13 protein-coding genes are annotated in these 12,454 nt (G+C 67.2%); 5 read left to right on the top strand and 8 right to left on the bottom strand.

Translation table 11 applies throughout. The features are described 5' to 3' along the window. Positions 1-3: 3 nt before the first annotated feature. Positions 4-735, bottom strand: a complete 732-nt coding sequence (locus tag ACYVLV_RS09905) for a class I SAM-dependent methyltransferase (protein WP_460809543.1) — start codon at positions 733-735, stop codon at positions 4-6. 47 nt (positions 736-782) lie between these two features. Further along, positions 783-1,781: an EamA family transporter gene (locus tag ACYVLV_RS09900; RefSeq protein ID WP_460809541.1), complete on the bottom strand. Its 999-nt coding sequence runs from the start codon at positions 1,779-1,781 to the stop codon at positions 783-785. 38 nt (positions 1,782-1,819) lie between these two features. On the opposite strand from ACYVLV_RS09900, the gene ACYVLV_RS09895 reads away from it, so the two are divergent. Next, positions 1,820-2,356, top strand: a complete 537-nt coding sequence (locus ACYVLV_RS09895) for a CGNR zinc finger domain-containing protein (RefSeq protein WP_460809540.1) — start codon at positions 1,820-1,822, stop codon at positions 2,354-2,356. A gap of 115 nt (positions 2,357-2,471) precedes the next feature. On the opposite strand, the gene ACYVLV_RS09890 is transcribed toward ACYVLV_RS09895, so the two are convergent. The 5 genes from ACYVLV_RS09890 to ACYVLV_RS09870 form a co-directional block, all read right to left on the bottom strand. Beyond that, positions 2,472-3,254 carry a hypothetical protein gene (locus ACYVLV_RS09890; RefSeq protein ID WP_460809539.1) on the bottom strand — a complete coding sequence of 261 codons (783 nt, stop codon included), beginning with the start codon at positions 3,252-3,254 and terminating at the stop codon, positions 2,472-2,474. Positions 3,255-3,314: 60 nt separating this feature from the next. Beyond that, a complete protein-coding gene (zwf, locus tag ACYVLV_RS09885; RefSeq protein ID WP_460809538.1) occupies positions 3,315-4,850 on the bottom strand; it encodes a glucose-6-phosphate dehydrogenase in 1,536 nt (511 codons plus the stop codon). 74 nt (positions 4,851-4,924) lie between these two features. Next, positions 4,925-6,736: a 3-hydroxyacyl-CoA dehydrogenase family protein gene (locus tag ACYVLV_RS09880; RefSeq protein WP_460809536.1), complete on the bottom strand. Its 1,812-nt coding sequence runs from the start codon at positions 6,734-6,736 to the stop codon at positions 4,925-4,927. Positions 6,737-6,744: 8 nt separating this feature from the next. Then, positions 6,745-7,326, bottom strand: coding sequence for a GNAT family N-acetyltransferase (locus ACYVLV_RS09875; RefSeq protein ID WP_460809534.1), 582 nt, complete (start codon positions 7,324-7,326; stop codon positions 6,745-6,747). After that, positions 7,323-8,882 (bottom strand): alanine/glycine:cation symporter family protein, encoded by a 1,560-nt coding sequence (locus ACYVLV_RS09870; protein WP_460809533.1) that lies wholly within the window; start codon positions 8,880-8,882, stop codon positions 7,323-7,325. The genes ACYVLV_RS09875 and ACYVLV_RS09870 overlap by 4 nt, the downstream gene beginning before the upstream one ends. A gap of 81 nt (positions 8,883-8,963) precedes the next feature. On the opposite strand from ACYVLV_RS09870, the gene nucS reads away from it, so the two are divergent. Together nucS and ACYVLV_RS09860 are read left to right on the top strand one after the other, a co-directional pair. Next, positions 8,964-9,650, top strand: coding sequence for an endonuclease NucS (nucS, locus tag ACYVLV_RS09865; RefSeq protein WP_460809531.1), 687 nt, complete (start codon positions 8,964-8,966; stop codon positions 9,648-9,650). Positions 9,651-9,660: 10 nt separating this feature from the next. Next, positions 9,661-10,281: a DUF952 domain-containing protein gene (locus ACYVLV_RS09860; RefSeq protein WP_460809530.1), complete on the top strand. Its 621-nt coding sequence runs from the start codon at positions 9,661-9,663 to the stop codon at positions 10,279-10,281. Here the strand turns inward: ACYVLV_RS09860 and ACYVLV_RS09855 are convergent, their stop codons facing one another. Then, complete coding sequence (locus ACYVLV_RS09855) at positions 10,282-11,199, bottom strand: FAD-dependent oxidoreductase (protein WP_460809528.1); 918 nt, start codon at positions 11,197-11,199, stop codon at positions 10,282-10,284. A gap of 101 nt (positions 11,200-11,300) precedes the next feature. Between ACYVLV_RS09855 and ACYVLV_RS09850 the strand changes: the two genes are divergently transcribed. Both ACYVLV_RS09850 and ACYVLV_RS09845 read left to right on the top strand, forming a co-directional pair. Further along, positions 11,301-12,095 (top strand): SurA N-terminal domain-containing protein, encoded by a 795-nt coding sequence (locus tag ACYVLV_RS09850; protein ID WP_460809526.1) that lies wholly within the window; start codon positions 11,301-11,303, stop codon positions 12,093-12,095. A 6-nt stretch (positions 12,096-12,101) separates the two neighbouring features. Then, positions 12,102-12,452 (top strand): hypothetical protein, encoded by a 351-nt coding sequence (locus ACYVLV_RS09845; protein WP_460809525.1) that lies wholly within the window; start codon positions 12,102-12,104, stop codon positions 12,450-12,452. Positions 12,453-12,454 lie beyond the last annotated feature (2 nt).

The raw sequence follows: 12,454 nt of genomic DNA, 5'->3' as shown, positions 1-12,454 counted from the left end.
CGGTCACCGACGTACGGCGTCGATCTCGAGCCGGACGTAGTCGATCACCGGCTCGTCGAACGCCCGTCTGGTCTCACGCACGAACGTCTCCTGCTCGTCGACCGGGATGGTCGCCAACTGTCCGCCCAGGCACACCACGGCCAGGTAGTCCTCCATGACGTCCGGGTCCTCGATACGGAACGGCGACGGGCGCAGGCGGACCTCCTCGACCTCGAACCCGGCCGCGGTGAGGCGATCACTGGTCTGTGCCTCGTCGGCGAACTCGAAGTCGGTGCCCGGTCGGCCGGTCACGCGGGCGATGGCCGTCTCCAGGTTGGCCACATTCCCGCGACCGCCGCAGTCGGAGGTCAATCGAGCACCGGGCTTCATCACCCCGGCGAGGCTGGCGAACAGAGCGGCGTGGTCGACGATCCAGTGGAAGGCGGCCACACTCATCACCGCGTCCACGGGTTCGATCGGTAGCGTCTCCGTCAGGTCTGCGTGGACGTAGGTCGCCCCCACGTCACCCAGCGACGCCCGGGCCACCTCGAGCATGCGGGCCGAGCCGTCGAGCGCCACGATCTGCACCTGCGGCCACCGCCCACGCAGGGCGGTGGCATCCCGCCCCGTGCCGCAGCCGGCGTCCAGGACGGTCTCGGTGCCGCTCAACCGCATGCGGTCCAGGACCCGCTGGCCCCAGTCGACGTGCGGCAGGGTCAGCGCGGCGTAGCTCTCGGCATTCCATTCGCGGGCCATGTCTCAGTGTCCAACGAGCCGCATCGAGGGGCCGGCCCTGTCCACGCTCAGGAGGCCGACGTAGGCACTTCGGCGTTCGTGGGCATCGTCTCGATGCGCCGCTCCCCCAGCTTCACGACCACGACCCCGGCGATGATCAACACGCCACCGAACAGGCGCAGCGGTCCGGCCAGTTCGTCGAGAAGCAACCAGGCCCACAGCACGGCTGCGAGCACCTCGGTCAGGGCCACGAACGAGGCCAGCCGGGAGCCGAGGCGCCGCCCTGCGGCGATCCCGGAGGTGTAGGCGACCCCTGCGGTCACCAGACCAAGGAGCACCAGGGGGATCCACCAGGAGGCGGTGAGCCCCACGCCGTCGTAGTCCACCGGCCCAGGGGCGGTCTCCATCGAGAGAAGTCCCACCAGCCCCAGTCCGCCCAGGGCGATGGTGCCGACCACCAGGCCACCGCTGGCCAGCACGATCGGCGGGAGTCCGCGGGTGTCGTCGGCCGAGATGATGAAGTACGTCGCCGCGCCCAGCATCGCGAACAGTCCCCACAGCATCCCGATCACGCTGACCTCGGCTCCTGAGAGCAGGTCGAGCAACAGAACCAGCCCGAGGACCGCGAGCCCCGCACCGAGCAGGGTGATTCTCCCCGGACGCTCGCCGTGGCGCAGCCACAGCCACATCACGACAGCAGCCGGAGCGGTGTACTCGATCAGGAGCGCGGGGGCGACCTGCATGTACTGGACTGCGGAGAAGTACCCGAACTGCGCCCCCGCGACGGCGAAGACGCCGTAGACGGTCAGGACCCCGGCGTGCTCGCGCACGAGGTACCAGCGACCGTGCAGCGCCACCAGACCGAAGGGGACCACGGCCACCGCGGCGATGGCCACGCGGATGAGCACGACCGCCCCCGGCGACCACCCCTGATCGAGCATCGGGCTGGCCAGCGAACCGGACAGCCCGAAGGAGATCGCCGAGAGGAGGGCGAAGCCCAGTCCGGTCGCGGTCTGGCTGCGGTCGGTCACCGCCGACCGACCCGAGTCATTCGTCAACAACGTCATGGCACATGACAGTAGAGGCGGTGCGGTAACCTGTCAAAATGGTTTTCGCCCATGACGCAGCAGAAGCCCTTCGAGCCGCCGTCACCCTGGTGAACTCCGCCGCCGAACCCGACACCCTGAGCGACATCGAGGCCCTCGACGGGTTCTACGCGGAGTTCGAGTACACCGGGCGCCGCGACCGAACCGAGGCGGAGTTGGCAGCCGTCCGAGCGGTCCGCCCGAAGCTGCGCGCACTCCTGCTGGCGGAACGGGACGCCGCCGTGGGGATCATCAACGGCATCCTCGACGGCACTCCGACCAAGCCACAGCTCGTGCGCCACGAGGACTACGACTGGCACCTTCATCTCGTCGACCCGCAGGCGCCGCTCCCGATCAGGATCCAAAGCGAGACGGCGATGGCCATGGTTGACGTCATCCGTGCCGATGAGGGCTCACGTCTCGACGTCTGCGCCGACGACGACTGCGAAGGCATCGTGCTCGATCTGTCCCGCAACCGGTCCCGCCGCTACTGCTCGACGGCCTGCGGCAACCGCAACGCCGTCGCGGCCTACCGCGCGCGCCAGGCGGCCGACTGACGAGTCGGCGCTACTTGACTCTGTTTTCCGGCCGAGTCGGCGCTAATTCGAAAAGACACGCCGACTCACCAGTCCCAACCACCGGACCTTCCGGCGTTCATCCCGACCGCCCGGGTCAGAACCCGAAGCCGTCGAACCCGCCGCCGTCGCCGAAGCCGCCACCGAAATCACCTCCGGACGAGTCCTCGAAGCCGCCCCCGTCCGCTCCACCCTCGTAGCCGGCGGCATGACCCAGCCCGCCCAGAGATCCGAACATCATGCCGGCGAAGAGCAGGTTCATCGGGACCATCGAGTTGTAGTAGCCGGCGGCGTACGGCGCGAACGCGGGGCCACCCTGCCAGTAGGGAACCCGTTGCGCCCCCACCATGACCTGCCGCACGTCAGGCTCGGCACCGGCCGCTACCCGCTCGGCGTCCAACGCGCAGGCGGGGACGTCCCGCTGGATGCCGCCGTCGGGCGCATAGGGGACGTCGGTGACCGACATACCGTGCTGCGGGTTGAAGAAGCACGGGGCGCGGCGGGTGGGCAGGGCCTCACCGGCAACCCTGGCACGGACACAGGCGATGGCGTACCGACCGTCGTCGAGGATCTCGGTGACATGACGGATGTCGTCCGGATCGCTGATCCGATCTCCAGCAGTCTTGGCCGACTCGTAGGCGTCCAGCGCGCGCTGGTAGTCGGCGTTCGCTCCCCCGTCGAGGTCCTGCCCGGCCAACTCGGAGTCGAAGTTCTGCAACTCGACACCCAGGGCGGTGATGTCCTCGAAGGCCAACTTCTGCACCGGCTCCAACTCGGTGCGCCGGCGCTCGAGCGATCGCTCCCGTTCTCTGCGGGAGGCTCGGACGCCCACGACCACGAGGGCGACCAACAACATCAGGACGACGATCGGAGTGATCATGTCGGCCAGCCTACGTCGGCCGCCCCACTTCAGAGCCGCAGACCGCGGCCCTCATCCCGCCTACTTCGTCTCTCGCCAGCGCCGCTCGAAGGGCAGCCGCCAGGCGTGGGGAGCAATGAGTTGGTGGATCGCGTTCGGTCCCCAACTCCCCTTGGGGTACGGCTTGACCGGAGGTGGGTTGTCGATGAGCAGTTGTGAACGTTCCCAGAGCGACTCGATGCCCTCGGCGGTGGTGAACAACGTGCGGTCGCCTCGCATCGCGTCGAGGATGAGGCGCTCGTAGGCGGTGAGGACGTCACTGGCGTGATCGGTGTCCTCGGTCGAGAACTGCATCGACAGCTTGTCGAGTTTCATCCCCGGCCCGGGTCGCTTCCCGTAGAACGACAGCGACACCTTCGATTCGTCGGCCAGGTCGAAGGTCAGGTGGTCGGGCCCCTGGGTGCCTACCCCGGAGTCCGCCGGGAACATCGACTTGGGTGCCTCCTTGAAAGCGATCGAGATGATGCGCTGACCCTCGGCCATCTGTTTCCCGGTGCGCAGGTAGAACGGCACACCGGCCCACCGCCAGTTGTCGATCGCGCACTTCATGGCCACGAAGGTCTCGGTGTCACTGTCGGGAACCACTCCCTCCTCATCGCGGTAACCGACGTACTGGCCTCGGACGACATCGTCGGGTTCGATGGCCATCAGCGAACGGAAGACCTTGTTCTTCTCCTCGCTGATGGCTCGCGGTTCCAGCGCAGTGGGAGGCTCCATGGCCACGAAGGCCAACACCTGGAAGAGGTGGGTGACGATCATGTCCCGGTAGGCACCGGTGGCCTCGTAGAAACTCGCCCGCTGGTCCAGGCCGAGGGTCTCGGGGATGTCGATCTGGATGTGGTCGATGAAGTTCCGGTTCCAGATCGGCTCGAAGAGTCCGTTGGCGAAACGCAGGGCCAAGACGTTCTGGGCCGCCTCCTTGCCCAGGAAGTGATCGATCCGGAAGATCTGATCCTCGTCGAAGGTCTCGTGCACGTGGTCGTTCAGGGCGACCGCGGACGGAAGATCGGTGCCGAAGGGCTTCTCCATCACGACCCGTGCTCGGTCGACGAGATCGGCCTCGCGCAGGGTGGAGATCACCTGGGTGGCGGCGGACGGCGGGACGCTGAGGTAGTGGAGGATGCGTGGGTTCAACCCGCCCCGGTCCAACTGCTCCGACGCGCTGGTCACCGCTTCACGCAGCCCGTCCGCGCCGTGACCCGTGGGGACGTAGTGGAGTCGGGACACGAACTCCTCCCACTCCCCCGGCTTGAGCTTGCGAGGAGCGAACTCGTCGACCGCCTCCTTCGCGAAGGCGCGGAACTCTGCGTCGTCCATGTCGTCCAGCGACGTCCCGACGATCTGGATGTCAGGGGTCAGGTTGGACAGGACCAGGTGGGTCAGGCTGGGCAGCAGTTTGCGGCGAGCCAGATCACCGGTCGCCCCGAACAGCACGATGACGTGCGGCCTGAGGCTCTTGCCGATGGCGGCCCGGGTTCGCGCCATCGGCGAGGGGTAGGCGATGGTCTGCGGGCTCGACGGATGAGGGGGCTGAGGCGTGGACACGGGGTCGATCATGACAGGACGGGGGATACCGGACCAGTCAATGGTCCCGTATCCCCCGAACTGTCACATGACGTTTACGTGGGCAGTCAGCGGCTGCTGTAGTCGCGGAACCCGCGCTTGGTCTTACGACCGAGGTAGCCAGCGGTCACCAGGTGCTCCAGAAGCGGAGCCGGGGCGAAGCCGGGCTCGCGGAACTCCAGGAAGAGCTCCCGCTGGATGGCCAGGGACACATCATTGCCGACCACGTCGAGGAGTTCGAAGGGACCCATCGGGAGGGCACAGCCCTTCTTCATGGCCAGATCGATGTCGTCGGCGGTGGCGTAGTGCGCCTCGAGCATCTTCACCGCGTCGTTGAGGTAGGGGAAGAGCAGCGCGTTGACGATGAAGCCGGCCCGGTCACCACAGGAGACCGCAACCTTGCCGAGGTTGTCGCACAGCGCGCGGGTGGTCTCGGTGACCGCCCCGGAGGTGGCCACGGTGGAGACGACCTCGACCAGCTTCATCACCTGGGCCGGGTTGAAGAAGTGCATGCCGACGACGTCCTCGGGACGCTTGGTCGCCTGGGCGCACTCGATGATCGGCAGCGAGGACGTCGTGGTGGCCAGGATCGCGCCGGGCTTGCAGATGTCGTCGAGGTTGGCGAACAGGGTGGTCTTGATCTTCAGGTCCTCGGCGATGGCCTCGACCACGATGTCGACACCTCCGAGGTCGTCCAGCGACGTGGTGCCGGTCAGGCGACCCAGCACGACGTCCTTCTGCGACTCCTCCATCTTGCCGCGGCCGATGGCCTTGTCCAGGGACTTCTCGATGGCCGCACGCACTCCGGCGACCTTCTCGTCTCCACGGCCGACGTAGATCACGTCGAACCCGCTCTTGGCGAAGACCTCGACGATGCCGGTGGCCATCGTGCCGGTCCCCACGACCCCGACCTGCTTGATCTCGTGCTGCAGCGTCGGCTTCTCGTCGGCCGAGGGGGTCTTCTCGTCGGCGACGACCTTGGGGCTGTCCGGGGCCTCGTAGGTGTAGAACCCGCGGCCCGACTTCCGGCCCAGGAGGCCGGCGGTCATCATCTGCTTGAGCAGCGGCGCGGGCGCGTGCAGGCGGTCGCGGCCCTGCAGGTACATCGTCTGAAGGATCTCGTACGTCGTGTCGAGGCCGATCAGGTCCACCAGCGCCAGCGGACCCATCGGGTAGCCGCAGCCGAAGCGCATGGCGGCGTCGATGTCCTCACGGGTGGCGTAGCGGCTCTCGAACATCGACACGGCGTGGTTGAGGTAACCGAAGAGCAGCGTGTTGGCGATGAAGCCGGCCTTGTCCCCGCACACCACCGGGTTCTTCCCCAGCTTCTCGACCAGCGCGGTGACGTCGGCGAGCACGGAGGGGTCGGTGACCACGGTGCGGATGACCTCGACGAGGTTCTGCACCGGGGCCGGGTTGAAGAAGTGGATGCCGATGACGCGGCCGGGCGAGGTGTTCGCCGTCGAGATCTCGGTGACCGACAGCGACGAGGTGTTGGTGGCCAGAATCGCGTTCCCGGAGACGATCCCGTCGAGCTCCGCGAAGATGCCCTTCTTCACCGTGAGGCTCTCGACGACCGCCTCGATGACCAGGTCGGCCCCGGCCAGCGCCGTCAGCGATGTGGCGAAGGAGATCCGCCCGAGGAGATCGTTCTGCTCGTCCTCGGTGATCTTCCCGCCCTTGACGGCACGCGCGGTGGAGTGTTCTACGTACTTCTTGCCTCGCTCCAAGGTCTCGTCATCGAGTTCGACGCCGATCACGGAGTAACCGTGGCGGGCGAAGACCTCCGCGATGCCGGCACCCATGGTGCCCAGACCGACGACGCCGATGGTCGAAAAGGTGCGGGCGTCGGATTCAGTAGCAGTCTCAGGGCTCGTCATGGCGGGCATCATTCCACGGCCGGGTGCCTGTTCTCCTGCGAGGTGGGCGCCGGTGAGACAGGCGATTGCGGTCCGCTTCGGACAGCGATGTCGAGAAGCAGCCTCACCCCGTGTCGGTCGAGCCCGATCGCCCGCTCCTGAGCCCGGAGGCGACGCTGAAAGGGTTCGGGATCGTGCACCTCACCGAAGCCCAGCCTGACGTAGAACGGACCGTTCCACGGCAGGTCGCGATAGGTACACAACGAGAGCCGGTCGAAACCGAGGGCTGCAGCCTCCGCCATGGCGGCGCGCACCAACCGCGTCCCCCTGCCCCGACGCATCGCCTCGGGCCGTACCGACAACTGTTCGAGGTGGGCGTACCCCTCGATCTCGACCACGTGCACGAAGCCCGTCGGCTCCCCCACCGGCCCGAGGACGAGCAGGAATCCGGGCATATCGAGGCGAGTGCCCCCCGATGGCGCGGATCCGGCGAGTACGTCGCCGGCCAGGTCGCCGAGGTGCTCCTCGAACAGGACGAGTCCGGCGGTCTCGATCTCCGCAACCCGGCGGAGGTCGGCGGCGCGGGCGTGGCGTACGCCGCCCTCGCTCACGTGGCGCGTTCCTCCTTGGGAACCTCCTGGATCTCGCCGCTGCGCAGACCCGCCCGGAAGGACTTGAGCTCCTCCTTCACCTTCGGCAGCAGGATGTAGCAGGCCAGCAGGTTGAAGACCGCACACACGAAGAGCATCGCGTCCGCGAAGTTGAGCACCGATCCCAGGTTCACCACCGAGCCGACGACGACGAAGAAGCAGAAGACGATCTTGAAGCCCAGCTCCTTGCCCGGGCTCTTGCCGACTAGCGAGGTCCAGGCCCGCATCGTGTAGTAGGACCAGGTGATCAGGGTCGAGAACGCGAAGAGCGCCACTGCGAGGGCGAGCACGTTCCCGAAGCCCGGCAGGAAGGTCTCGAAGGATCGGCTGGTCAGGACGACGCCGCTGTCGTTGCTGATCGGGGATCCGATCAGGCTCTCGTAATCGGTGCCGTCGGAGGCGATGATGATCGTCAGGGCGGTCATCGTGCACACGACCACGGTGTCGATGAAGGGCTCCAACAGCGCGACGAAGCCTTCGGAGACCGGGTGCTTGGTCTTGACCGCCGAGTGCACGATCGGGGCGGAACCCACGCCGGCCTCGTTGGAGAAGGCCGCACGCTGGAACCCGATGATGAGCACACCGATGAACCCACCCGAGACGCCCTCGGGGCTGAAGGCTCCGGAGATGATCGAACCGAACGCGTCGGGGACCGAGGTGACGTTGCTGAGGATCACCAACAAGCAGGCGGTCAGGTAGATCGCGGCCATCATGGGCACCAGCCGCGAGGTGACCTTCGCGATCGAGCGAACCCCACCGAGGATCACCACGCCGACCAACAGAGCCAGGATCAGGCCGAAGATCAGGGAGGCGGCGTCCGAGCCGAGGAGGCCGTCGGCACCACCGGTGACCTCCTGAGCCTGCGCGAACGTCTGGTTGGCCTGGAAGGCGTTGCCACCCAGCAGACCGAACAGGATCAGGGCGACCGCGAAGATCGTGACGCCGGCCTTGCTCACCACGGGTCCGAACCGGGCGAAGGCCACCGGCATGTAGCGGAACGGCCCCCCGGTGACGCTGCCGTCCTCGTGGATCTCGCGGTACTTCACGCCGAGGGTGCATTCCACGAACTTGGTGCACATACCCAGCAGGCCGGCCAGGATCATCCAGAAGGTGGCTCCCGGGCCACCGACGGTCACCGCGACCGCAACGCCCGCGATGTTCCCGAGACCGACCGTGCCCGAGACGGCCGACGAGAGAGCCTGGAAGTGGGTCACCTCGCCCGGGTCGGTTTCGCGGGAGTACTTCCCTCGAACCAGGTCGAGGGAGGTACGCATCCCGGTGAACTGGATGCCCCGGAAATAGACGGTGAAGATGGCTGCCGCGGCCACCAGCCAGAACACGATCAGCGGAAAGGTCGCGGGCCCGATGGTGACGGTGAAGAAGATCACGTTCGACACCGCGGTGGCGATCGGTTCGAAGCCGTCGGAGATCGTCGACTCCAGTCGGGCGATCCAGCCCTCGTCCGCTTCTGCCGCCATCGTGAGGGGCGCTGTCATCAGCCCGGGAAAAAGTGACATGGAACACCTTTACGCTCCGACTTGGCCGAACGCAATGACCTGACGGGACGAGTGTCGCGGCGAGCGGTAGATTGACCGCTCGTGAGACTCGTCGTGGCCCGTTGTCAGATCGACTACGCGGGACGGCTGACGGCCCACCTGCCCATGGCGACCCGGGTGTTGATGATCAAGGCCGATGGTTCGGTGCTCGCGCACTCCGACGGCGGCTCCTACAAGCCCCTGAACTGGATGTCTCCTCCCTGCACGTTGCGTGAGGGCGCCACCGACGACGGCCGGGTCGAGTGGGTCGTCACGAGTACGAAGACCGACGACACGCTGCGGATCCTGCTCGATGACGTCATCAGCGACTCCTCCCACGATCTGGGGGTGGACCCGGGTCTCCAGAAGGACGGGGTCGAGAAGCACCTGCAGGAGCTGCTGGCCGAGCACCCCGGCACGCTGTCCGAGGGCCTGAAGCTCGTACGCCGCGAGTTCCCGACCGCCATCGGCCCGGTCGACCTGATGTGCCGCGACGCCGGTGGCGTCAGTGTCGCGGTCGAGATCAAGCGTCGTGGCGACATCGACGGGGTGGAGCAGTTGACCCGTTACCTGGAGTTGCTCAACCGCGACTCACTCCTGACCGCCAACGGTGCCGTGCGCGGCATCTTCGCCGCCCAGGAGATCAAGCCCCAAGCACGGGTGCTGGCCACCGACCGTGGCATCGCGTGCGCGGTCGTGGACTACAACGCGTTGCGGGGGATGGACGATCCGTCCACCCGGCTGTTCTGATGACCCCGTCATGACTCGCATCTTCCACATCGCCACCGCATCCGACTGGGACGCGGCCCAGGCCACCGGTCGCTACACGACCTCCACCCGCGGCCGCACCCTGGCCGAGGAGGGTTTCCTCCACGCCAGCCGGGGGGATCAGTGGGAAGGCGTTCGTCAGCGCTTCTACGCCGACGTCACCGAACCGTTGGTGTTGCTGGTGATCGACACCGACCTGGTCGGCGTACCCGTGGTGGAGGAGTCGGTCCTCGACTCGGCGGAGACCTTCCCGCACATCTACGGCGCCCTCGATCCGGCCGCGGTGGTGCAGGTGCTTCCTCTCAACGCCGGCGACGATCAGTCTGTGGGCCTTCCGGCCACCGCACCGACAGTCACCCCTCCGCCGACGCCACCGACAGAACCGCTGGAGCCCGCGGAGCCGAGCGAGAGCTTCAGCGCCCTGTTCTTCCGCGAGATGTTCTTCAACCTCGCTCTCGCCACGATCGTGCTCGCCTCGGTCGCCGTCGCGGCCCTCGTGGGCCTCAACGTCGATGAGGAGTGGGGCGCCCTGGCCGGAACCGTCGTCGGCTTCGGGGTCGGACTCCCGGTGGCCATCGCGATGAATCGTCGGCGGAACTCCGCCTCCGACTGATCACTGGTTCGCTAGCTGCGCGACATCCTCGGCGCAACCCCAGGAGGCCGTGACTCCCGATCCGCCGTGCCCGTAGCAGTGGATCACCCGTCCCTCGCGTTCCAGCCGGACCGCCGGTCGCGCCGGTCGTAGACCGACCTTGTGCCGAAGCACCCGCGCGCCAGCCAACTCCGGCACCAGTCGGATGCCGCGCTCGAGCAGCCGCTGCGCCGTGTCCGGGTCCGGGGTGCGGCTCCACTCCCCCTCCTGCGCCGTTCCGCCGACTACGATCTCCGACTCCCGGGGAATGACGTACGTGGGGCCCTCCGCGTCGAGGGTCCAGCGGTTCAGACCCACCTGCTCGACCACCACCACCTGGCCACGGATCGGGGTCACGTCCGGGTCGTCGGCCAGCAACCGGCTGCCGATCCCGGAGCAGTTCACGACCAGATCTCCCCCATCTCGCAAGGTGGGCAGGGCAGAGAGACACAGTCGGGTGATCGATCCGCCCAAGTCCTCGACCCGCTCGGTCAACCACCTCAGGTACGTCGGCATGGTCACCACAGGCGTGCGGAAGGACCATCCGTCGACGTACCCGGGAGGGAGTTCGCATCCGCGCGTCAGACCCGGGACGGCGGCCGCCCACCAGGGGTCGGGGGTGGCGGACCGCATCACCTCGGTGCCCTCCACCATCCGTACCCCCGCTGCTGGATCGGTCGCGGCCACGTCGGCCAGGACCTCGAACGTCCGCCCTGACCACGCGGTCACCTTGTCCTGGGGAAGTGCTCGGTAGGGGTACCAGATCGCAGCGGCCACGACCGACGTCGTCTCCTGCGGCAGGTCCCGGGCCACCACGTCGACACGGTGTCCGGCCTCCAACAGGCGCACCGCGCACGACAGGCCCACGACCCCAGCACCCACGACGATCACTCTCGACACACCTCCAGTGTCCACCACGTCACAGATGCGCGCTTTTGGGAGGGGTTTGATCGGTTGCTAGCGTCGAGCGTGGCCTTTCTCCGATTCTCTGGGTGACCCCGATGACTGCACGTCCACGTATCCGTTCTTCCGCTCGTTCGAGCGCTCTCGGCCTCATGCTGGCCGGATTGTTGGTGCTCTCCGCCTGCGGCAGTGACGGCGAGACCTCGAGCGACGACGCCTCCGCGGCACCCTCGGCGTCCGCGTCCGCTGATTCCGAGGCGGCCCCCGAGGCGGCCCCCGAAGCCGATCTCGAAGGAATCCCCGACGTGGTGGCCGTGGTCAACGGTGAGTCCATCGACAAGGACGAGTTCGAGCAGGTCTACACCCGTCAGTTCGAGTCGGCGTCCAGCCAGGCCCAGGCCACCGGCCAGCCCGTGGACCAGGACGCGCTCAAGGAGCAGACGGTCGAAGGACTGGTGGGCAACGAGTTGTTGACCCAAGAAGCGGACCGCCTCAAGATCACCGCCACGAAGGCCTCGGTGAACGCCGAATTCGCGACGTTGTTGGAGCAGAACGGTCTGGAGTCACGTGCGGACCTCGAACCGCTTCTCGAGCAGCAGGGTCTGAGTATCGACGATCTGACCGAACAGGTGGAGGCACAGATCCGCATCGACCAGTTGATAGAGGAGGTGACCCCCGGTGCCCTGAAGGTGACCCAGAAGGAGGTCCGCGCCCTCTACGACCAGGTCGCGGAGCAACAGGAGGCCAACCCCGACGCGGCCCAGGAGCTCCCGCCGCTCAATGAGGTGCGTGGCGAGATCGTGAACCAGATCCGCGGAGACAAGCAGGGTCAGGCCGCTGCTGCCCTGGTCACCGATCTCCGCAAGGACGCGGACGTCACCATCAACCTCTAGGCGACCGTGTCGTCACTGAGTCGAAGATTCGCCACGCCCGTCATCGCAGGCGCCGTCTACCTCTGCGTCGCCTGTTCGTCCAGCGCACCACCACCGGAGACGACCGACCCGACGTCACCCGCCCCGAGCGCGTCCGCGATCAAGAGAGCCGAGTTCGAGGCGTTCTTCCGGATGTCGCTGCGTCAGGTCGAGCCGGACAAACTCGACTGCATCATCGACGAGCTCGCCACCACGTTGACCGACGACCAGGCCTCGGAGTTCGTCGAGACGTTGTCGTCGGGCAGCACGCCACCGGAGTCGACCCTGCAGACCGTGTCCGCCGCGGCGAAGGCCTGCCGGGCCGGGTCGGTGATCTGAGG

Source organism: Nocardioides salsibiostraticola, from assembly GCF_054783655.1.
The sequence above is the reverse complement of the archived record's forward strand: the minus strand, read 5'-3'. Positions and strand labels throughout refer to the sequence as shown.